General features: G+C 63.1%; 18 protein-coding genes and 2 pseudogenes. 7 read left to right on the top strand and 13 right to left on the bottom strand.

Annotated elements, in window-relative coordinates:
- A pseudogene (locus tag EOB59_RS27860) lies at positions 1-280 on the bottom strand (RNA pseudouridine synthase); the annotation flags it as partial.
- 281 nt (positions 281-561) lie between these two features.
- On the opposite strand from EOB59_RS27860, the gene EOB59_RS27855 reads away from it, so the two are divergent.
- Positions 562-1,011 carry a nucleoside deaminase gene (locus EOB59_RS27855; protein WP_127271509.1) on the top strand — a complete coding sequence of 150 codons (450 nt, stop codon included), beginning with the start codon at positions 562-564 and terminating at the stop codon, positions 1,009-1,011.
- A 36-nt stretch (positions 1,012-1,047) separates the two neighbouring features.
- On the opposite strand, the gene EOB59_RS27850 is transcribed toward EOB59_RS27855, so the two are convergent.
- The 3 genes from EOB59_RS27850 to EOB59_RS27840 form a co-directional block, all read right to left on the bottom strand.
- Positions 1,048-1,728, bottom strand: a complete 681-nt coding sequence (locus tag EOB59_RS27850; RefSeq protein ID WP_127271160.1) for a hypothetical protein — start codon at positions 1,726-1,728, stop codon at positions 1,048-1,050.
- A gap of 206 nt (positions 1,729-1,934) precedes the next feature.
- Entirely contained in the window at positions 1,935-4,895 is a 2,961-nt protein-coding gene (gene ileS, locus EOB59_RS27845) for an isoleucine--tRNA ligase (RefSeq protein ID WP_128289702.1), read from the bottom strand.
- A gap of 233 nt (positions 4,896-5,128) precedes the next feature.
- Positions 5,129-5,935 (bottom strand): MipA/OmpV family protein, encoded by an 807-nt coding sequence (locus tag EOB59_RS27840; protein ID WP_127331538.1) that lies wholly within the window; start codon positions 5,933-5,935, stop codon positions 5,129-5,131.
- A 194-nt stretch (positions 5,936-6,129) separates the two neighbouring features.
- On the opposite strand from EOB59_RS27840, the gene EOB59_RS27835 reads away from it, so the two are divergent.
- Positions 6,130-6,684, top strand: a complete 555-nt coding sequence (locus EOB59_RS27835) for an HdeD family acid-resistance protein (protein WP_127331536.1) — start codon at positions 6,130-6,132, stop codon at positions 6,682-6,684.
- A gap of 15 nt (positions 6,685-6,699) precedes the next feature.
- Here EOB59_RS27835 and EOB59_RS27830 read toward each other — a convergent pair whose 3' ends face one another.
- Positions 6,700-7,680: a bifunctional riboflavin kinase/FAD synthetase gene (locus tag EOB59_RS27830; RefSeq protein ID WP_128289701.1), complete on the bottom strand. Its 981-nt coding sequence runs from the start codon at positions 7,678-7,680 to the stop codon at positions 6,700-6,702.
- A 6-nt stretch (positions 7,681-7,686) separates the two neighbouring features.
- Positions 7,687-8,547: a TIGR01459 family HAD-type hydrolase gene (locus tag EOB59_RS27825; protein WP_127395621.1), complete on the bottom strand. Its 861-nt coding sequence runs from the start codon at positions 8,545-8,547 to the stop codon at positions 7,687-7,689.
- A gap of 387 nt (positions 8,548-8,934) precedes the next feature.
- On the opposite strand from EOB59_RS27825, the gene EOB59_RS27820 reads away from it, so the two are divergent.
- On the top strand, positions 8,935-10,098 hold the full coding sequence (locus EOB59_RS27820) for a pilus assembly protein (protein ID WP_164895771.1): 1,164 nt from the start codon (positions 8,935-8,937) through the stop codon (positions 10,096-10,098).
- A 180-nt stretch (positions 10,099-10,278) separates the two neighbouring features.
- On the opposite strand, the gene EOB59_RS37350 is transcribed toward EOB59_RS27820, so the two are convergent.
- From EOB59_RS37350 to EOB59_RS27805, 4 genes and pseudogenes are all read right to left on the bottom strand, one after another.
- Positions 10,279-10,665, bottom strand: a complete 387-nt coding sequence (locus EOB59_RS37350; RefSeq protein ID WP_348629361.1) for a dienelactone hydrolase family protein — start codon at positions 10,663-10,665, stop codon at positions 10,279-10,281.
- On the bottom strand, positions 10,665-11,138 hold the full coding sequence (locus EOB59_RS37345) for a dienelactone hydrolase family protein (RefSeq protein WP_348629362.1): 474 nt from the start codon (positions 11,136-11,138) through the stop codon (positions 10,665-10,667). The genes EOB59_RS37350 and EOB59_RS37345 overlap by 1 nt, the downstream gene beginning before the upstream one ends.
- Positions 11,139-11,152: 14 nt before the next feature.
- Positions 11,153-11,978 (bottom strand): annotated as a pseudogene (locus EOB59_RS27810) (DUF2189 domain-containing protein).
- Between the two features lie 204 nt (positions 11,979-12,182).
- Complete coding sequence (locus tag EOB59_RS27805) at positions 12,183-12,887, bottom strand: glutathione S-transferase family protein (RefSeq protein ID WP_127395620.1); 705 nt, start codon at positions 12,885-12,887, stop codon at positions 12,183-12,185.
- A 106-nt stretch (positions 12,888-12,993) separates the two neighbouring features.
- Between EOB59_RS27805 and EOB59_RS27800 the strand changes: the two genes are divergently transcribed.
- Both EOB59_RS27800 and EOB59_RS27795 read left to right on the top strand, forming a co-directional pair.
- The gene (locus EOB59_RS27800) at positions 12,994-13,350 is read left to right on the top strand and encodes a helix-turn-helix domain-containing protein (RefSeq protein ID WP_127395619.1); all 357 of its coding nucleotides are present in this window, start codon (positions 12,994-12,996) and stop codon (positions 13,348-13,350) included.
- A 59-nt stretch (positions 13,351-13,409) separates the two neighbouring features.
- Complete coding sequence (locus tag EOB59_RS27795; protein ID WP_127322629.1) at positions 13,410-13,919, top strand: CAP domain-containing protein; 510 nt, start codon at positions 13,410-13,412, stop codon at positions 13,917-13,919.
- Positions 13,920-13,921: 2 nt separating this feature from the next.
- Here EOB59_RS27795 and EOB59_RS27790 read toward each other — a convergent pair whose 3' ends face one another.
- The 3 genes from EOB59_RS27790 to EOB59_RS27780 all read right to left on the bottom strand — a co-directional run bounded on the left by EOB59_RS27790 (position 13,922) and on the right by EOB59_RS27780 (position 17,417).
- The gene (locus EOB59_RS27790) at positions 13,922-15,454 is read right to left on the bottom strand and encodes a DHA2 family efflux MFS transporter permease subunit (RefSeq protein WP_127331522.1); all 1,533 of its coding nucleotides are present in this window, start codon (positions 15,452-15,454) and stop codon (positions 13,922-13,924) included.
- Positions 15,455-15,759: 305 nt separating this feature from the next.
- Entirely contained in the window at positions 15,760-16,941 is a 1,182-nt protein-coding gene (locus EOB59_RS27785) for an HlyD family secretion protein (protein WP_127271614.1), read from the bottom strand.
- Positions 16,938-17,417: a MarR family transcriptional regulator gene (locus tag EOB59_RS27780; protein WP_027038640.1), complete on the bottom strand. Its 480-nt coding sequence runs from the start codon at positions 17,415-17,417 to the stop codon at positions 16,938-16,940. The genes EOB59_RS27785 and EOB59_RS27780 overlap by 4 nt, the downstream gene beginning before the upstream one ends.
- A 196-nt stretch (positions 17,418-17,613) precedes the next feature.
- Here EOB59_RS27780 and EOB59_RS27775 point away from each other — a divergent pair, with 196 nt between their 5' ends.
- Positions 17,614-18,222: a CDP-alcohol phosphatidyltransferase family protein gene (locus tag EOB59_RS27775; RefSeq protein WP_127381491.1), complete on the top strand. Its 609-nt coding sequence runs from the start codon at positions 17,614-17,616 to the stop codon at positions 18,220-18,222.
- A 36-nt stretch (positions 18,223-18,258) separates the two neighbouring features.
- Positions 18,259-20,046: a bifunctional alpha/beta hydrolase/class I SAM-dependent methyltransferase gene (locus tag EOB59_RS27770; RefSeq protein ID WP_206622075.1), complete on the top strand. Its 1,788-nt coding sequence runs from the start codon at positions 18,259-18,261 to the stop codon at positions 20,044-20,046.
- Positions 20,047-20,163 lie beyond the last annotated feature (117 nt).

Here is a 20,163-nt window from a genome sequence, read left to right as displayed (position 1 = left end):
GTGCGTAGGGCTTGCGCGGCCCTTCGCGCTTCTCAAAAGGCTTGCCTTCGGGACGCGGGCCTTTGCTGAAAGGCTTGTCCCCGCCCTTGAAATCGCGCTTCGGCCGCTCGCCATCGGCAGCCATCGGCCGATCGCCACGCGGTGCGTAAGGTTTCTTGGCGCCAAAGGACGGCTTGCCGCCCTTGCCCGCGGCGCCATCATGGCTGCGCGGTCCCGCGGCTTTCGGCCCACTCTTGGCCGGACCCTTCCTGGGTCGGAATTTCTTGTCGTTGTCGTCCATGTGGCCTTTATCCGTTTGCGCTGCTACAGCGTGGCGCATCCTTTCGGGCGCGCAACGAACGCTGTAGCACTTTTGATGTGGCGCATGATCATTTTCGAAAACCGAGTCCCGATTTTCGAGGTCCTGCGCTCAATAACAGGATCACTGGAGTTTGTCAGGGAAAAGTGGAGACCGGTTTTTCCAAAAAGACAAACGAAAATCAAAAGCCTGGAGCAAGTGCGGTTCATTCGAAACGAACTTGCTCCGTCAGGTGGCGAGGAGATAATCGGAGTGGAAATCGCGTGAAGCGGCCCGATTTCATGGCGCTGGCGCTGAAGGAGGCCGAGGCTGCCGCCTTGCGAGGCGAAGTGCCGGTCGGCGCCGTCATCGCCAATGGCGCTGGTGTTGTCGCCAGCGCCGGCAACCGCACACGCGAACTTGCCGACCCGACCGCGCATGCCGAGATGCTGGTCATCCGCGAAGCTTGCCGCAAACTGTCGGCCGAGCGGCTGACCGGCCATGATCTCTATGTGACGCTGGAACCTTGCGCCATGTGCGCCGGCGCCATTTCCTTCGCCCGGCTGCGCCGGCTTTATTTCGGCGCCGCCGACGACAAGGGCGGTGCCGTGGTCAATGGCGTACGTTTTTTCGCCTCGCCGACCTGCCACCACGCGCCCGACATCTATCCGGGCATGGGCGAGACCGAAGCGGGTCTATTGCTCAAGGAATTTTTCCGGGAACGGCGCGGCTGAACCGGGCGCAACGCCCGGCGACACAACGTGGTGTTCTTACAGAGACGGCATCCAGTCGAACCAGCCGCTGCCCTTCTTGCCTTCCGCCTCTTTCTTGAGGCGGCGTTCCTTCTTGTACTCGTCCTCGCCAAGCTGATCTTGCGGCGCCGTGCCGGCCGCGACACGATACTGCACTGGAGGCTCGCTCAGATATTTGCGGGTGTTCGGATCGCCCTGCTTGCTGTCGGCAAGGCGGCGCTGGATCTCGGCGGCACGGCCCTTGTCGGAATCGGCCGGTGTCCATGCCGGCGGGTGGCTCGACCCTGACTCCGCCATCGCCCTCTTGACCGAGGCCGGGTCCGTCTGCACGTCGTCGATGATCTCCGACTGATAGGCCGGGTCGTTCTGATGGGCGGTGGCGTCGGCGCGCAGGCGGGCGCGGCGCTGCTCGGGCGATTCGGGCCATTCGGCGCTCGCCGTCTCGATGCTGTCCTGCGGGGCCGGCAGCGCTTCCTTCTGGCCTGGCGCCGGCTTCACGAGCGTCGGACGCGGCTTGTAGTCGATCTGTTCCTTGCGCTTCGGCGCGAATGAAAAGGCGCCCGAAATATCGCCGGCCAGCTGTTCGCCGGCGGTCTTGTCGGTGCCGTAGGTCGGAGAGCCCATGCAGCCGGACAAAGCGAGGCCCGACGCGACAAGCGGCGCCAGCAGCGCCAAGCGCGCATTATATCTCTCGGTCATGCCAAAAAGTCCCACTCTAGACAGCCTCTCGATTGCCACCAGCCTTGTGGCCGGTCCCCATCGTCCAAGCACTTGCGACGGAAATCCGGCGACAATTTGTCTTCCGGAGTTTCGCGTGTTTACCTCAACCACTCGTTAAGGGCAACGCGCGGGCGGTTTTCGCCCGCCCGGCGTGGCATTTGTGCACCGATCCAGCCGACTAACCGCTAAAGCCGGCCAAGCGCCTTCAATTCATGCAGCACCGCCGCATCCCTGGCCGAAACATCCGGGAATTCCGGATCCTGGCCGACATCGGCGGTGTAGCGCCAGGAGCGTGCACATTTTAACAGGCCACGATCCTCGGCCTTCTCGACCACCACGGCGACACCCTTGACGTCGTCGATCGCGAAGGCGCCAGCCGGTGCCTCGCCATGAGCGATGACCAGATCGCTGGTGATCGCCATCTCGGCCATGTCGACATCTGAAATCGCCGCTTCGAGCGCTGCCTCGTTGATTGTGACGACCGGCACCGCTTCCAGCGACGATCCGATCACCTTCTGGGCGCGCGCGATCTCCAGCGCACCGGTGACGACGCGTCGCACTTGCCGCACCTGGCGCCACTTTTCCGCCAGCGCCTCGTTCTTCCAGTCCGCCGGGATTTGCGGGAACTGGTCGAGATGCACCGAGACGGCGTCGGGATGACGCTCAAGCCAGGCCTCCTCCATGGTGAAAGGCAGCATCGGCGCCAGCCATTTTACCAGGCAGTCGAAGAGATGGCGCACCACCTGCACCGAAGCCTTGCGCTTCAGGCTCGACGGCGCGTCGCAGTAGAGCGCGTCCTTGCGGATGTCGAAATAGAACGCCGACAGCTCGACCACCATGAAATCGAGCAGCATGCGGGTGATGCGCTTGAATTCGAAGGCGTCGTAGCCCGAGCGCACGACCTCATCGAGCTCGGCCAGCCGGTGCAGCATCAGCCGCTCCAGCTCCGGCATTTTCTCCAGCGGCACCTCTTCGCCATCGTCATGGGCAAGCGTACCCAGCATCCAGCGGATGGTGTTGCGCAGCTTGCGGTAGGCGTCGATGTTGGTCTGCAGCACGTTCTTGCCGAGCCGCTGGTCCTCCCAGTAGTCGGTCGTCACCACCCATAGACGCAGGATGTCGGCGCCCGACTGCTTGATGACGTCCTGCGGCACCACGGTGTTGCCCAGCGACTTCGACATCTTGCGGCCATCCTCGTCCATGGTGAAACCATGGGTGACGACGGTGTCGTAAGGCGCCCTGCCCCTGGTGCCGCAGCTTTCCAGCAGCGACGAATGGAACCAGCCGCGATGCTGGTCGGAGCCTTCGAGATAGACGTCGGCCGGCCATTTCAGGTCAGGACGATCTTCCAACGTGAAGGCGTGCGTCGAGCCCGAATCGAACCAGACGTCGAGGATGTCCATCACCTGCTTCCACTTCGAAGCGTCGTGATTGCCAAGGAAACGCTCCTTGGCATCAGCCGCGAACCAGGCGTCGGCGCCCTCCTGCTCGAAGGCGTCCATGATGCGCTGGTTGACCGCTTCGTCCTTCAGCACATTGCCGTCGGCATCGGCGAAGACGGCGATCGGCACGCCCCAGGCGCGCTGGCGCGACAGCACCCAGTCCGGGCGCTCCTCGATCATGGCGCGGATGCGGTTCTGGCCGGCGGCGGGCACGAAGCGGGTGTCGTCGATGGCCTTGAGCGCCCGGCTGCGCAGTGTCGAGCCGTCGCCGAGGTCCTTGTCCATGTAGACGAACCATTGCGGCGTGTTGCGGAAGATGATCGGTTTCTTGGACCGCCAGGAGTGAGGGTAGCTGTGCTTCAGCCGGCCGCGCGCGAACAGCGCGTTGCGCTTGATCATCTCGTCGATGACGGCCTGGTTGGCGTTGCCCTTCTTGCCGTTGTCGTCGATGACACGCGCCGGTCCACCCTCCCGGTCGGGGCCGAAACCCGGCGCGTCCTTGGTGAAGAAGCCGCCATCGTCGACGGTGAACGGGATGGCGGGATCGATGCCGCGTGCGCGCAGATCCACCGCCGCATCCATCCAGGCGTCAAAGTCCTCGCGGCCGTGGCCGGGCGCGGTGTGGACGAAGCCGGTGCCGGCATCGTCGGTGACATGGTCGCCGGCGAGCATCGGAACGGCAAAGTCGTAGCCGCCGCAAAGGCCCTTGAGCGGATGCGAAAGCGTAAGGCTTCCAAGCTCTTGCGCCGAAACACTGCGGAGACGATTCAAGGTGACCTTGGCCTTGACCGAGGAGTCTTCAGCCAGCGCGTCGGCAAAAATCAGTTTTTCACCCGGCTGCGGGCCGAATGCGTTTTCGGCTGCCGTGACCTCATAGAGGCCATAGTTGATGCGCGGCGAATAGTTGACGGCACGGTTGCCGGGGATCGTCCATGGCGTCGTCGTCCAGATGACGACATGTGCCTGCAGCAGATCGAGTGCGCCCTCCGTCAGCTTGGTCTCGCCATCGACAGGGCGGGCCAAGCTGGCGACCGGAAACTTCGCCCAGATCGTGTCGCTCTCATAGTCGTGGTACTCGATCTCGGCCTCGGCCAGCGCCGTGCGCTCGACCACGCTCCACATCACCGGCTTGGAGCCGCGATAGAGCTGGCCCGACATGGCGAACTTCAACAACTCGCCGGCGATGCGCGACTCGGCATGGAAGGCCATCGTCGTATAGGGATTCTCGAAGTCGCCGATGACGCCGAGGCGCTGGAACTCGGCCCCCTGCACGGCGATCCAACCCGCGGCGAACTCACGGCATTCCTTGCGGAATTCGTTGACCGGCACCTCGTCCTTGTTCTTGCCCTTGGCGCGGTACTGCTCCTCGATCTTCCACTCGATCGGCAGGCCGTGGCAGTCCCAGCCGGGCACATAGTTCGAGTCGTAGCCGCGCATCTGGAACGAGCGGGTGATGACATCCTTGAGGATCTTGTTCAGCGCATGGCCGATATGGATGTTGCCGTTGGCGTAGGGCGGACCGTCATGCAGAACGTATTTCGTGCGGCCGGCAGCGCTCTCGCGCAGCTTGCGGTAGAGATCCATGTCCTGCCAGCGCTTGACCAGCAGCGGCTCCTTCTCCGGCAAGCCGGCACGCATCGGGAAGTCCGTCTGCGGCAGGTAAAGCGTCTTGGAATAGTCGATCGTTTCAGTTGTATCGGTCATTGGTCTGCCATTTGCATTGCCCGGCGGGCGTACAAGCTCGGGCGTGAACTATCATGTTATGGAAAAAGCGCGAGGGGGCGCGCAGAAACTCCCGGCGGCTCCGGCGGCGCTCAGGCCACCCGGAACACCGGGCCTGTAATTCGTATCGCGATCGCGAAAAGGCGCGAAAAGCTGGTCATGGCTGGGCTTTTAGCCGAAGCCACGGCAGGAATAAAGCGTCTCGTTCGATTCACTTACATCGTGAAATCGAAGCGGTAGGTGGTCGACACGCCAATCATGAACTGGTTGCGGTCGCCGCGCTCCTTGACCAGGCTGGAATCGGCCGCCGGTCCCATCAGGCGCGAATATTCGCCAAACAGGCTGGCGGTCATCGGCTCGGTCACCTTCCAGGTTATGGCGCCGCCGAGGCCGGTCGATTTCAGCCCGCCACCGGGATGATATTCGCTCAAGCCCGAGGCCACGGCTTCCTGCGCGTTGACGCCGTAATAGGCGTCGAAATAATTGCCTGAGGCGAAGGAAACACGCGGGCCGCCCGAAATCCTGACGGTCGGCGTCACATCGTAAAAGGCGTCGGCGGCAATGTCGGCGACAAAGCCGTTGTGAGCGCGAATGCCGTGGCGCAGCTCGGCGCGGGCGCGCAGCCAGTCGGTGGGATAGAATTCGAAGAAGCCGCCGACTTCCCCGCCCCAGCGCACCGGATCGAGGCCCTTCAGCTCATCGGCGTTGTCGTCATCGCGGGAAAACAGGAACTTGCCGGTCAGGCCAGCGCGGAAACCGCCATCATCGACCAGCGCCAGCGAGATGTTGTCGTTGCGCGAGACAAAGCGGGCAGCAGGTCCGGCCTTGCCCAGCGAAATGATCGGCGAGGCGCTGAGCAGGTACTTTTTGCCGCCCTCGAAATTCGGCGCCACCATGCCGGTGGCACCTACGGTCAGATACCAGTCGCCGGACAGCCAGCTGCCCTCGCCCGCATTGGCAGCGCCCGTCCCACCCAGCACCGCGGCGGCCAACACAAGAGAGATTCTTCCGACCGAACTCATGGCCACTCCACTAACACAACGCATATGATTGCCGATGACAGCTTTGACGGCCGTTTGGTAAAATTTGATTTAAACCCGAGACATATGCTCGCGCTTTGCCGCGATCCCGCTGCCGGTCATCGGCTGGACGTTGGCTCGCGCCCGGATTACCTTCCATCCGCAGTATTCCGCAGCCCTCGATGGAGACCGCGACAATGACCCTGCATGGCGATGCCTTGAAAATCGGGATCGAACAGACACGGACAAAATGGGGATGGTTTGTCGCACTCGGTGTGCTGCTGCTCATCTTCGGCGGCATTGCCTTCGCCAATCTGTTCGTCGCCACGGTGGCTTCCGTCTACGTCGTGGGATGGCTGATGCTGATGGCGGGTATCATCGAGATCGTGCACGCGTTCGGCGTCAAGTCCTGGAATCGCTTCTTCTACTGGCTGCTCAGCGGACTGCTGTACGCCGTCGCCGGCTTCTTCGCTTTCGGCAATCCGTTGCTTGCCTCGGCGGTGCTGACGTTCCTGCTGGCGATCGCGCTGGTCGCGTCAGGGGTGCTCAGGGCCTGGGTCGGCTACAGCCACCGGCCGGAACGCGGCTGGGGCTGGCTCGTCGCCGCCGGTGTCATCAGCGCGCTTGCAGGTCTGATCATCGCCATGGGCTGGCCGGTCAACAGCCTGTGGGTGCTCGGTCTGTTCCTTGCGATCGATCTGATCTTCCAGGGCTGGACCTTCATCGCCGTCGGCCTGGCGCTGAAAAAGTAGGGATCATGCCTGGACTCAAAAAGCCATGGCCGCGTCGAGATCGGAGAGCGGCTTGACGCCGGCAAGCAGCGCGCGTGCCTCGGCTTCATCGCGCTTCATCTGCGCGACCAGCGCATCGAGCCCATCGAACTTCACCTCCGGGCGCAGAAAACCGAAGAAGGAAACCTGACAGACCTCGCCATAGAGGTCTTCGGAGAAGTCGAAGACGAAGGTTTCCAACAGCGGCGCGCCATTGTCGTCGACCGTCGGGCGACGGCCGAAGCTGGCGACACCGTCGTGGAGCGTGCCGTCGGCGCGGCGGAAGCGGACGGCATAAATGCCCTCCTTGAGTGCGGCTTCCGCCGACAGCCTCATATTCGCGGTTGGAAAGCCAAGGGTGCGGCCAAGCTGCTGTCCGCCGACCACCTCGCTTTCGACGGTGAAGCGGTAGCCGAGCAGACCGGCGGCTTCAGCCACTTCGCCCTCGCCCAGCAATCCGCGGATGCGGCTGGACGACACCACCTCGGCGCCCTCGTCCCGGAAGGCGTCGACGAGCGTGACGCCGAAGCCGTGACGCTCACCCGCCGCCATCAGGTAGGCCGGGCCGCCTTGACGATCCTTGCCGAAGTGGAAATCGAACCCGGTCACGGCGTGGGTAATGCCAAGGTTCGTTTCCAGCACATCCGTCACGAACGCTTCCGCCGACAGCGAGGCGAAGTCGCGCGTGAACGGCTGCTCGACCAGCGCGGCAAAGCCCAGCAGCGACAGGAGCCGCGCCTTCATCGGCGGCGGCGTCAGCACGAACAACGGGATATCAGGCCTGAAGATCTTGCGCGGATGCGGTTCGAACGTCAGCACCAGGGCCGGTACGCCGCGCCGTCCGGCCTCGGCAGAGGCGCGCTCGAGCACCGCCTGATGGCCGCGATGGACGCCATCGAAATTGCCGATCGCCACCACGCCGCCGCGCAGGTCGGCGGGAAGCGGCGCGGTTGCCAGGACGCGTTGGAAGGCTACCATCGTCACCTACCGAAGTCTGGGAATGACGGCCACCGGACCATAGCCATGCTTTTCCAGGAACGCCGCCAGTCTTGCCGGATCCGGTTGCAGGGCATCGCCATAGTCGCGGGCATGGATGCCGCCGGAGACATAAAGAACATCGAAGCCATTGTCGGCGGCGCCCTTCACATCGGTCATCATGCCGTCGCCGATGGCCAGCACCTGGCCGCGCTCGACCGGCCGGCCAAGAATCTCGGCAACTTCCTTCATCGCGAGATTGTAGATCGGCGCGTATGGTTTTCCAGCGATCAATGTGCGGCCGCCAAGCTGGGCATAGTCACGCGCCAGCGCGCCGGCACACCAGATCATGCGTTCGCCGCGCTCGACCACGATGTCGGGATTTGCGCAGATGAAAGGCAGGTTCCTGGCGCGCAGCCGCCGCAGGAGCTCCGTGTAATCCTCGGGCTTCTCGACCTCGTCGTCGAACAGGCCGGTGCAGACGACGCCGGACGCCTCGAACTCCTCGACAAGCTCGACGTCGAGACCTTCATAGAGGGTGACGTCCCGGTCGGCGCCGATATGGAAAATCTTGCGCGGCCCTTCGGCGATCAGATCCCGCGTCACGTCGCCTGAGGTAACCACCCGGTCGTAGGCTGACGGTGGAACACCGATCGCGTTCATCTGCGCCACGACATCGGCACTTCTGCGCGGCGAATTGGTGATCAGGACGACGGGGATTTTCGCCTCTCGAGCCCTTGCCAGTGCGGAAGCCGCCACCGGGAAATGCGTTTCGCCATTATGGACCACGCCCCAGACGTCGCACAGGATTGCCGAATAGGCCTTCGACACGTCTTCGAGCGAGCCGATGATTTCAGGCGAATTCGCCATGCCGTTTCCTTCAGTCGTGATCGTTGCGACGCCGCGACCGACGGTTCGCCGCAGCCGGTTCGGATTAGCCGAACCGTCCCGGCCTGTCACCAGCTTTCGCCAGGCGCGCGAGCGGCAGTGGATGTCTCGCGCGAAAGGCTGCGATGGGTAAAGTCCAAGGTTTCCTCGCTTCAGTAGCTGCAATGGCGGCGCACTATCGTGCCGTGGGGCCGGCATGGTTAACTAACCTCCAAAAAACTGGCCGGTCTTTGACGCATCCAGCAACGTGAAAATTAGCGTTTTATGAGCATCGTCATGCCGACCACTGGTTTCTGGGCTGGGATGCTAAAAGCGATGATCCTCGGATTCGCGCGCGACAGGCGCGGCAACTTTCCCTTGGCAACCGCCATGGCGATGCTGCCGATGATGCTTGGCGTTGCCGGAGTCATGGATCTGGTGGGCACCAGCGAGGATGCCGCGCAATTGCAGAACTCACTGGACGCGGCGGGGCTCGCCGTCGGCACAAAGTATTCGCCCGGCATGACGGCAGGTGATGTCCAGGCGCTCGGGCTGACATTTTTCGCGGCCAATATGAGCATTGCCGACCAGCAAGAATATTCGGGCAGCGTCTCCGCCTTTTCGGCAGCCGCGAGCGGCGACCCGAGCGCCTACTACATCTCGGTTTCGTCCAAAATCAGCCGAGCAAGCTTCATCAGCGGCGCGCCCGCTTGGCAGGCTCACCGCTCGGCCTCGGTCAAACTTGAGCCTGGCGCGCAAGCCTGCGTGCTGGCGCTCGATCCGCAGGCATCCGCCGCCGTGAGCCTGCAGGGCTCGACCAGCGTCTCGATGAGCAACTGCGTGATCGCGGCAAACTCGGATGCGCCCGACGCCGTGAACAGGGGCGGTTCCGCACTGGTTTCAGCGGGCTGCGTCTCGACTGTCGGCGGCACTTCCGGGCTTTCGTCACCCAACGCCGCACTCACCTGTGGAATGCCGCTCGAACATCAATATGCGTCTTTTGATCCTCTGGCCGACGTCGTCCCTCCCCCCTTCACATTGTGTCTGCCGGTCCCGAACGGCAAAACCTACACGCTGTCGCCCGGCACGTATTGCGACAAGACATTGTCGGGGGACATCACACTTGATCCGGGCGTCTACATCCTGCGCGGCACCACCATCAAGCCCGGCGGCAACGGTAGCCTGACAGGCCACGGCGTGACTATATTCCTCATGGAAGGCGCACAGCTCTACATAAATGCCAATGAGAAAGTGGACCTTTCCCCGTCCACCAGCGGCCCCTATGCCGGCATCACCATTTTCGAGGATCACGGGAACACGTCCGCCTTGACGCTCAATGGCGGGGCAAATTCCACGATCAGCGGTTTCGTCTATGCGCCTGACGCGCCCATTTCCTACGCTGGCAACTCAGATATGAGCAGTCAGGGCGATTGTCTGAGGCTTGTCGGCAAGACCGTGCTGATGACGGGAAACTCGTCCGTCAGGACGGATTGCACGGCCATGCTTGGAAATCGCGAGATGTATGCCAGTCGCCGCATCACTCTCGCGAAATGAAGAGGCCACGTTTCGTGCGTCAGCGGTAGTGAAAGCGCCGGTCGCCCACCGTCTCGATCGGCACATCGGTTGCGAAAATCGGTCATCCGGCGCCGGATGATGGCACGGTGCGGAAGGCACTCGCGCTGAAGATGGCGACAGACGCGCAGCGCTGAGAGTGCAAAACGGCAGTCGCCACTATCAGCCGCCGAAGACGTCTTTCAGGAATGCATGAGAGGCAAGGATGGATTGCTCGGCCGCATTGTACTGCATCCGGTGACCATAGGTCTCGATGCCAGTCTTCAATCCTGCGGAGTCAAATCCGTGACGAGCACCCGGGTAGACGTCAAGCTGTACGGAGCTTCCCTTGCCGCTGCGCTGCGTCATCATCTCCTGGCAAATTTTGGCGGGGGTCCGATCGTCAAGCTCGCCGATCAGTATCAAGGTCGGGGCCGCCATGTCGCCATTCGTTGCCGAACAATCCGGATAGTAGGCGATCGCAGCCTTGAATTTGCGCTCCATAAGCCGCTCGTCTCCACCAGATTGCAAGGCCTCGAGCGTTGCGTTCCCGCCAGCGGAGAACCCCATCAACGCAATGCGCCGCGGTTCGACAAACTGTATTTCGATAGGAATTCCAGAGCGCCGTAGGCGTCATATACGCGATCAACAGAGTGGAGGCCATCACAGGTCTCCTTTATGCCGCGGGTGCTGAAGCTGTCGACGACGAGGACGACGTAACCCCAGGAGGACAGTCGCTCGGACCAGGTTTTCTTTACACTTCCGGGCAGACCTGAACATCCGTGCAGAACCACGACAGCCGGGAACGGCCCCTCACCCGGCGGACGCGTTAAATACCCCTGCAGCGGCGTGCCGGGAACGGCCTTCGGGACCTTGCCGCCTGCTTGCGCAATGCGCTTCTGAAATGACGTTGGCTCCGAAGCCGCGCTTTCAAACTGCACCGGCTGGTCAGCGCGCGCTGGCGCGGCAGGCAGATAGCTACCGATACAAAGGCAGGTCAGACAGACGATCTTGTTGGGCAGGCTCGGCAGGGAGAAGGCCATGGGTGCCTGCTTCGTTACATCGGCCGCCTTATCTGCTGTACCCGCTCGGGCTCGACCACCTTGCGGTAGAGATGCCAGGTGGCATGGCCGAGCACCGGCATGACGACGGCGAGCCCGGCAAACAGCGGGATCGAACCGATCACCAGAAGCACGGCGACCAGCAAGCCCCACAGCGCCATTTGCAGCGGGTTGGCCATCACCGCCCGGGCCGAGGTCTCGATCGCCGAAACGGCGCCGACGTCACGGTCGAGCAGCAGCGGGAAGGCAACCACGGTGGTGGCCAGCACAACTACGGCGAAGACAAAGCCCGCGGCATTGCCGGCAAGGATCAGCGTCCACCCCTTGCTGGTGGTCAGCACGTCGCGGATGAAGCCACCAATCGAGGCCGGCGGCTGGTCGCCAAACAGCCCAGTGTAGATCGATTGCGCGGTGTAGAGCCACAGCAGGAACAGCGCCACCAGCATGACGCCGATGACAGCGATCGACGGAACCGCGGACGAGCGCCGCACGTCAAACGCGTGCCGCCAGGAGGTGTTCATGCCGAGCTCGCGCCGGCGGCTGATCTCGTAAAGGCCGAGGGCCGCAAACGGCCCAAAGCAGCGCGAAACCCGACATCAGGGGATAGATGAGCTGGATGGCATTGGCGCCGGACGTCCACTGCGTCAGGATCAAGCCGACAATGGGATAGATCAGGCACAGGAACACGTAGTGCGATGGTTTTGCCCAGAAATCCTCGAAGCCGAGACGCAGCGCGTCCCAAAGGTCCGACGTGGTGATGCGGCGCACCGTTGGCTGCACATGCATTCCACGTGCGTCCGCCATGACATGAAAGCCGGCCATAACCTTCCTCCCGTGTGTCGGGGCGGTGTGTCGGGGCGGTCACCGCCTGGATGGCCGCCCGGAGCTGCCATTTCTCGTACAGCGTTATCCTAGCCGATTTAGAAGCAGTTGTCGCCAAGTCCGCCGGTAACGGCTGGTTGAACCGGGCGGCAGCAGACTTGGCGCCGCGCGCCGCCATGCACTTGGCGCCGCGCGGCTGGCAACTTATGAAGCGAAGCGATCGATCACCTCAGTCAGGGGGACGTGGCCAAGGCAGGCGCCAGAACCGGCGGGCTGTTCGCCATCCTCGACAGCCAGCGCATAACGCACGGCCGGATCGGATTCGATGCGAAGGCGCAATCCGGCCAGCTTGGGATAGGCAGCGCCGTCGATCGCCTGGTGAAACTCCGCCCAGCGCGCCACGCCGATCAGCGTGGTATCGGCCAGCGTCAGCCGGTCGCCGACCAGGAAATCCGTGTCGGCGATCATCGCCTCGAGCCGATCATGACGTTCCGCAACGGCCTTGCGGCCGAACTCCCGCAAGGTCGCCTTCAGCGCCGGTTCATCCGCCGCCATTTCCAATGCCACCCAGAGCGGGCTGAAGGCGGCGGTGAAACCGGTGTTCACGAAGGCCATCAGCTGGTGCATGCGGTCGGCTTGCGGCGTGCGCGGTTCGAAGCTGATGCGGCGCTGTGTGTCGCGGGCTTCGAGCCACGAGGCGATGGCCATTGTCTCGGTGAGCACCCGGCCTTCGTCGGTGATCAGCACCGGCGTTTCCTGACGGTCGTTGATGCTGGCATAGGCATCGTTTTTCATCTCGGTGAGCATGTCGACGCGGCACAGGCGATAGGGTTGCCCGACGCGTTCAAAGGCAGCGACAAGCCCCATCGAGCTTCCCGCCGGGAAGCCGTAAAGGAGGATAGGTTCCATTTGTTTTCTTCCGTGATTGAGAGGATCACGCCGCGCAGCGAAACTTGACCCTAAACGCTTGTCGTCCCATGTAAATTACGCACAATTCTGTAACCAGGATCCGCCCATGAAAGACGTCGTCTCACGCTGCCCGATCGAAGAGACCATGCGCGTGCTCAGCGGTCGCTGGCCCACACTGCTGCTCTATTATCTGAAGGACGGGACCAAGCGGTTCAGTGAACTGAGACGTGACAACCCGACCGTGTCGCATCGCATCCTGACCCTGGAACTGCGCAAGCTGGAAGAAGCCGGCATCGTGCGGCGCACGGTGCGTCCGGGTTATCCGTTGCGGGTCGACTATGACCTCACAGCGCCTGGCCGCCGGCTTGTACCGCTCATCGACGCGCTCGGGTCGTGGTGGGTGCATACGGAAGACGACCGGATGGGCGGTTCCTCGGACGCAGATCTCGATACTGCCGCCTAACATCTTCGATTTTCGCCGCCCTGCCCGGCAAAAGCCATGATCGACGTTATCTCAGGGGCATGACCATAGCGAAAATCGAAACCCACCCGATCCCGAATCTGCACAGGCGCATGGTACTGACCGGCCTCGCAGCCTTGGCGGGCCTCGCCGCCTGCAGCACCGTTTCACTGCCGTCAGGCGAAGGCGCCGGGGTCTCCTCCTCCGCCACCAGCACGCTGGCCAGCATCCGCGCCTCGGCGGGGCTCGCGCCGCTGGTGGCCGACCGGCAACTCGAACAGGCTGCCCTGCAGCAGGCCGGCTACATGGCGCAGCGCCGCCGCATGAGCCACACCACCGGCTGGGGCAAGGATTTCGCCTCGCGCGTCAAGGACAATCGGATTTCCGGCGCCGCGGCGGAGAACATCGCCGAGGGTCGTTTCGACCTCGAGAAGCTGTTCGACATCTGGGTGCATTCACCTGGCCATCGCCGCAACATGCTCGACCCGCGCTTCACCCGCTTCGGCCTTGCCTATGTGCGCGACGGCGGCGACAGCAAGCTCCGTTACTGGAGCCTCGTGCTCGGAAAATAGAGCTAGTCCATATGCGCTGCCGGCGCGCCGCCGGCAGGCGCCTGCTTTGGCTTGCGCAGCAGGAAAACAAACGGGATGGCAAGCAGCGTCATCACCATAAGTATTTTGAAGTCGTTGACGTAGGAAATCATCATCGCCTGCAGATTGACCATGCGATCGACCTGCGAAAGCGCCGTCGGATCGCCGCTCGCGGCGGCAGGAGAGACCGCCCAAAGATTGGGGTTGAACGGGTTGATGAAGGCCGAAAGCTCGGTGTGATTGATCTGCGTGTTGCGCACCATCAGAACCGTCACGACCGACACGCCGATGGACGAGCCAAGATTGCGCACCAGGCTGAACAAGGCCGTGGCATCGGTGCGGAAGCGCACGTCAAGCGTGGCGAAGGCGACGGTCGACAGCGGCACGAACACCATTCCCATCCCCAGGCCCTGGATGACGCCGGAGCTGATGATCAGCCAATTGTCCATCTGCGGCGTGAAGCTGGACATGGTGTAGAGCGACTGTGCGGTCAGGAGGAAGCCGATGACCACGAGGATCCTGGCGTCGATCTTGCTCATGAGCCGGCCGACGACCAGCATTGAAATCATGGTGCCGACACCGCGTGGCCCTATGACGACGCCGATGGTGACGGTCGGATAGCCGAAGATGGTCGACAGCATTGGCGGCAACAGCGACATGCTCGCCAGGATGAGCACACCCATGATGAAGATGAACGCCAGCCCGGTCACGAAATTGCGGTCGAGGAAGATCTTGGGATCGATGAAGGGATGTTCGGCGGTCATGGTGTGAATGATGAACACCCAGAAGCCGGTGAGCGAAAGACCAAGTTCGATCCAGATCTCGACCGATGAAAACCAGTCGACCTCGCCGCCGCGATCGAGCAGCAGCTGAAGCGCGCCGACGCCGAGCGATATCATGGCGAACCCGAAGAAATCGAAGCCGCGCACCCGCCGGGCAACGGCCGGCAAGTAGGCGGCCATGCCGAGAAAGGCGACGATGCCGACCGGCAGGTTGATGAAGAACACCCAGCGCCAGTTGAAATTCTCGGTCAGCCAGCCACCCAGCGTCGGGCCCAGAATCGGCCCCAGCATGATGCCGGCGCCCCAGATGGCCATCGCCTGGCCATGGCGTTCCCTGGGATTGATGTCGAGCAGGAAGGTTTGCGACAGAGGCACGATCGCCGCGCCGAAAACGCCTTGCATCAGCCGGAAGAACACTATGCTCTCCAGGCTCCAGGCGATGCCGCACAGCATCGAGAATATGGTGAAGCCGACCACAGCCGTCAGGAACAGTTCCTTACGGCCGAAGCGGTCGGCCAGCCAGCCGGTGACCGGCGTCATGATGGCGGCGGCAACGATGTAGGAGGTCAGCACCCAGTTGATGTTGTCCGGCGAGGCGCCGAGATCGCCCGTCATTGTCGGCAGAGCGACGTTGGCGATCGTCGTGTCGAGCGCCTGCATGACCGTCGCCAGCATGAGCGCGACCGTGATCAGGCCGCGATGCGGCACTTCTTTGAAGGGTTCGGGCGTGCTCATGGCGTGGAACTTCCAGCAGGTAACAAAAACGTGTACAAGGGGTTTCCGGGCGGCAACGCCTTCCGTTGAGAGACCCTCGTCGCGGTGGGACGCGATCGTCGATGTGGGGGTTACATCGACTGAAAGTCTCTGATGAGCGGATGCCTGCCGCCCGGAAACATGAGGACCGATGGGTCCGCGTCGGAGATTTCAGATTTCGGCCAGGCCGCGACGGGCAGCGCCAAAACGCTGGTCCTTCCAGCTCCTCCCATCAGACCAATCCTGCTATTCACCTCCGCCGCTGGTCCTGCGGCAATCTGTTGACGTTACTGCGCGGCCTCGCCAGCCGTGGCGTGACCAAAGATCGAGGGCAGGCCACGCGCCACGCCGGTGTCGACGGTAACGGTGGCGCTCATGCCGGTGCGCAACGCCATCTTGGCGTCCGCATCGATCAGTTCGAGACGAACCGGGATACGCTGTGTGACCTTGACCCAGTTGCCGGTGGCATTTTGGGCCGGCAGCAGCGAGAACTCGGCTCCCGTGCCGGCGCCGATCGCCTTGACCGTCGCCTCGAAGGTGCGCCCTGGATAGGTGTCGACCACGATCTCGGCCTTCTGGCCGGGCTTCATGTGGGTGAGCTGCGTTTCCTTGAAATTGGCATCGATCCAGGTGTCACCGGTCTCGACCAGCGAAAACAGCGGCGTGCCGGAACCGACATACTGACCGACCTTGAACGACGAGGCCTGGCTGACGATGCCGTCCGCCGGCGCCTTGACCGTTGTCTGGGCCAGGTCGTAGGCCGCCTTGTCGCGCGCGGCGAGCGCGGCCATCACGGTCGGGTGCTTGTCGGTCTCGATGTCGGGATTGCCGCCAAGGCCTGCCTTGGCGCTGATGATGCCTTGCTCGGCAACCGCCAGCTGCTGCTTGGCCTTGTCGAGATCGTTCTTGGCTTCGTCGAGCGACGATTTGGCGTTGATGCCCTTCTGGGCAAGATCGGCGGCGCGGTCGAACTGAGACTGGGCGAAGGCGACCTGGCTGGCATCGGATTTCTGCTGAGCCATCGACTGGCCATAGGCCGCGCGCAACTGCTCGACATTGAGACGCGCCCCCGCAACCGCGGCGTCGGCCTGCGCCAGCGCGATCCGGTAGGGCTCGGGGTCGATGGCAAACAGCTCGTCACCCTGCTTGACCAGCTGGTTATCGAAGATGTCGACCTTAACGATGCGGCCGGCCGTGTCGGAAGCGATCGACACCTTGGCCTGCTGCAGATTGGCGTTCTCGGTCTCCTGATAGCGGCCGCCGGTGACCCAGACATAGCCGCCGCCGACAGCCAATGCCGCAGGCAGCGCGACCATCAGCAGGAAGCGGCCCAGCCGGCGCTTTTTCTTCACGGGCACTGGGGCCGGCTGCACCGGGGGAGCAACCGCCGGCGGGGCCGCGGCCGGCTGCGCCGGCGCTTCCATGTCCAGTTCGGTCACTTTCTCGTCTATCTTGGCTACCGCGTTCATGCTGCTGCGCCTTCTGTATTCTTCACTTTTTCAATGGACGGCGTCTCGTCGTCGGTCAGGTTGCGAACCATCGCCTCGAGCCCTTCGATCAGGACGCGACGGGCTTCCGGCTTCACGCCGACCAGCGATTCCTCATAGACTTCTCCGGCAATGCTCTTGATCACGGCGTAGGCATCGCTTGCCTTGGGCGTCAGGAAGATCATGCGGACGCGACGATCGGCGGCGTCGGACCGACGCTCGATCCAGCCTCCCTCTTCCATGCGATCGACCAGGCGCGAAACGCTGATCGGCTCGATTTCGAGAAGTTCGGCCAGCCGCGCCTGCGCGACACCGTCTTCCTTGGCAACGCGGACCAGAAGCCGCCATTGCGCCGAAGAAAGCCCCAAGCCACTGGCCCTCGCCTCGAAGCGCTTGCGCATCAAGCGCTGCACGTCGTGGATCAAGAAGCCCAATCTGTCGATGCCATCGGAAACCATGAGCGGCATATATAATAAGCGTGCTCACTATTCAAGACGCCGCGTTGCACGAGAAGCCGGCAAATGTGCATGACAGCTTTGCCGGACCAATCATGGTTATCGATTTGCAAACGCATGATGGCCGTAGCCCCCGCTACACTGGTCGCGTCTGGCATATTGATGTACAGCCGCTGAACAGGATCGGGGGATCAACGCAATGCCGACGCTTTACGCTCTCAAGCCGGCCTTCCAGGGCCGACTGCGGCCGCTGGTCAATCGGTTGGCGGCAATCGGGGTCACGGCAAACAGCATAACCATCCTGGCGGCCGCGATGTCGATAGCCGCCGGCGCGGCCATTGCGATCTGGCACGAATGGCGCTGGCTGCTGTTGCTTATCCCCTTGGTGATGTTCGTGCGCATGGCGTTGAATGCCGTGGACGGCATGCTGGCGCGCGAGCATGGCCAAGCCTCGACGCTTGGCATGTATCTGAACGAGTTGTGCGACGTCGTTTCAGACCTCGCGCTGATTCTCCCTTTTGCCGTCTTTCCCGAATTTGGCGCATGGGGCGTCGTCGCCTTCGCGATATCGGCCGTGCTGACCGAGTTCGCCGGCGTGCTCGGCATCGCTGCCAAGGTCGGGCGTAATTATGCCGGGCCGTTCGGCAAGAGCGACAGGGCGCTGGCGCTCGGCGTCGTCGCCACGCTGTGTGCCGCCGGGCTGTGGCCGGCATCGATAACGCCGTTTGTGTTTCCGGCCATGGCAACGCTTTCGCTGCTGACCGCCATAAACCGGATACGCGCCGGCATTATTGGCAGCGCCAGCTGAGCATCGAGGCTCGCCATGCCGCCAGAGGGGAAGACCATGATGCACGAACCGATCGCCGCCGCGGCCACGGAAAGCCTTGCGCGGCAAGCACAGGAGCGGGTTTTCCGCAGCCATGACGGGACGGAGATCTTCTACCGATTCTGGCCGGCGGCCTCCGCCGATGCCAAGGGCGCGGTGGTGCTCTTTCATCGCGGCCACGAGCATGGCGGCCGCATGGCCCATCTCGTCGATGAATTGCAGATGCCGGACCACGCCTTCTATGCCTGGGATGCCCGCGGCAATGGCCGCTCGTCCGGCGAGCGCGGCTATGCGCCCTCCTTCTCGGCCCTGGTGCGCGACATCGACTGCTTCATGCGCGAGATTGCAGCCAGGGATGGCTTTGCCACTCGGGATATCGCGCTGATCGCACAATCCTTCGGCGCCGTGCTGGCCGCCGCCTGGGTGCATGACTATGCGCCGAAGCTGCGCGCCATGGTGCTGGCCTCACCGGCCTTCTCGGTAAAACTCTACGTGCCCTTCGCCAAGGAGGGCATCGCACTCTGGCAGAAGATCAAGGGCCGCTTCTTCGTCAATTCCTACGTCAAGGCGAAATTCCTGACCCACGATCCAGTGCGCATCGCTTCCTTCGAGAGCGATCCGCTGATCACGCGGCCGATCGCTTCCAACATCCTGGTCGAACTCTACCAGCACGCCGCCCGCATCGTCACTGATGCCCGCGCCATCACCGTGCCAACGCAGCTTCTGCTCTCGGGCAGCGACTGGGTGGTGCGCCACGGCCCGCAGCACGAGTTCTTCGTCAATCTCGGCAGCCGCACCAAGGAACGCCATGTGTTGCCTGGTTTCTTCCACGACACGCTGGGCGAGCGCGACCGGGCAAAGGCCCTCGAGTTGATCCGGCCATTCCTGGCCAGGCAGTTCGAGGCACCCGATGCGCCGGTCGACCTTAAGCAGGCGGACATTGCCGGCTACACACGCGACGAGGCCGATAGGCTTGCCTCGCCGCTCGCTCTGATGTCGCCAAAGGGCCTCTATTGGGCATTCAGCCGTGCCTCCATCCGCATGGGCGCCTGGGTCTCGCAAGGTATGAAGGCCGGCGTGACCACCGGCTTCGATTCCGGCTCGACACTGGACTACGTCTACGAGAACAAAGCGCGTGGGCTTACGCCTCTTGGCCGCGTCGTCGACCGCATTTTCCTGGAGGCCATTGGCTGGCGCGGCATCCGCCAGCGCAAGCTGCATCTCGAAGAGCTCATCGGCTCTTGCCTGGCGACGCTCAAGGCCGCTGGCCGGCCAGCGCACATTCTCGACATCGCGGCCGGCCATGGCCGCTATGTTCTCGATGCCATCGTGAAGAGCCCCGATCAGCCGGCGAGCGTTCGCCTGCAGGATTATTCCGACCTCAACGTCCAGCTTGGCCGCAAGCTGATCGCCGAGCGGCAATTGCCGGCTGATGTCTCTTTCCAGCGCGCCGATGCCTTCGATGCCGACATGCTCGCTTCGATCGATCCAGCTCCGGATCTTGCCATCGTTTCCGGCCTTTACGAATTGTTCTCCGACAATGCGATGATAGCCCGATCGCTCGGTGGATTGGCCAGCGCCATGCAGCCGGGAAGCCTGTTGCTCTACACCAACCAGCCCTGGCATCCGCAGCTCGAGATGATCGCCCGCAGCCTGACTTCGCATCGCGGCGGCGAGGCCTGGGTGATGCGGCGGCGCACGCAGGGTGAGATGGACCAGCTCGTCGAAGCCGCCGGTTTCGAAAAGCTCGACCAGCGCATCGACCAATGGGGCATCTTCACCGTCTCGGTCGCACGGCGCCGCTGAGCAGCATGGCCTCGTCGCTTGCCCCCACCGCGCGCACCGAGCCTTATGGACGGGTGATCGTCAGGGCAGCCTTGTGGCTGGCCTTCCTGGCGCCGTTCTTCTATCTCAGCTACGGCT

Origin of the sequence: Mesorhizobium sp. M7A.F.Ca.MR.176.00.0.0 (assembly GCF_004023165.1) — a bacterium.
Taxonomy (GTDB): Bacteria; Pseudomonadota; Alphaproteobacteria; order Rhizobiales; family Rhizobiaceae; genus Mesorhizobium.
Note: the sequence above shows the minus strand (reverse complement) of the source record. Positions and strands in the feature narration are given on the sequence as shown.

Coding starts and splice junctions, on each gene's coding strand:
- EOB59_RS27850 (WP_127271160.1), bottom strand. CDS start 1,728: ATGACCGAGAGATATAATGCGCGCTTGGCGCTGCTGGCGCCGCTTGTC.
- ileS (WP_128289702.1), bottom strand. CDS start 4,895: ATGACCGATACAACTGAAACGATCGACTATTCCAAGACGCTTTACCTG.
- EOB59_RS27840 (WP_127331538.1), bottom strand. CDS start 5,935: ATGAGTTCGGTCGGAAGAATCTCTCTTGTGTTGGCCGCCGCGGTGCTG.
- EOB59_RS27835 (WP_127331536.1), top strand. CDS start 6,130: ATGACCCTGCATGGCGATGCCTTGAAAATCGGGATCGAACAGACACGG.
- EOB59_RS27830 (WP_128289701.1), bottom strand. CDS start 7,680: ATGGTAGCCTTCCAACGCGTCCTGGCAACCGCGCCGCTTCCCGCCGAC.
- EOB59_RS27825 (WP_127395621.1), bottom strand. CDS start 8,547: ATGGCGAATTCGCCTGAAATCATCGGCTCGCTCGAAGACGTGTCGAAG.
- EOB59_RS27820 (WP_164895771.1), top strand. CDS start 8,935: ATGGCGATGCTGCCGATGATGCTTGGCGTTGCCGGAGTCATGGATCTG.
- EOB59_RS37350 (WP_348629361.1), bottom strand. CDS start 10,665: ATGGGGTTCTCCGCTGGCGGGAACGCAACGCTCGAGGCCTTGCAATCT.
- EOB59_RS37345 (WP_348629362.1), bottom strand. CDS start 11,138: ATGGCCTTCTCCCTGCCGAGCCTGCCCAACAAGATCGTCTGTCTGACC.
- EOB59_RS27805 (WP_127395620.1), bottom strand. CDS start 12,887: ATGGAACCTATCCTCCTTTACGGCTTCCCGGCGGGAAGCTCGATGGGG.
- EOB59_RS27800 (WP_127395619.1), top strand. CDS start 12,994: ATGAAAGACGTCGTCTCACGCTGCCCGATCGAAGAGACCATGCGCGTG.
- EOB59_RS27795 (WP_127322629.1), top strand. CDS start 13,410: ATGACCATAGCGAAAATCGAAACCCACCCGATCCCGAATCTGCACAGG.
- EOB59_RS27790 (WP_127331522.1), bottom strand. CDS start 15,454: ATGAGCACGCCCGAACCCTTCAAAGAAGTGCCGCATCGCGGCCTGATC.
- EOB59_RS27785 (WP_127271614.1), bottom strand. CDS start 16,941: ATGAACGCGGTAGCCAAGATAGACGAGAAAGTGACCGAACTGGACATG.
- EOB59_RS27780 (WP_027038640.1), bottom strand. CDS start 17,417: ATGGTTTCCGATGGCATCGACAGATTGGGCTTCTTGATCCACGACGTG.
- EOB59_RS27775 (WP_127381491.1), top strand. CDS start 17,614: ATGCCGACGCTTTACGCTCTCAAGCCGGCCTTCCAGGGCCGACTGCGG.
- EOB59_RS27770 (WP_206622075.1), top strand. CDS start 18,259: ATGATGCACGAACCGATCGCCGCCGCGGCCACGGAAAGCCTTGCGCGG.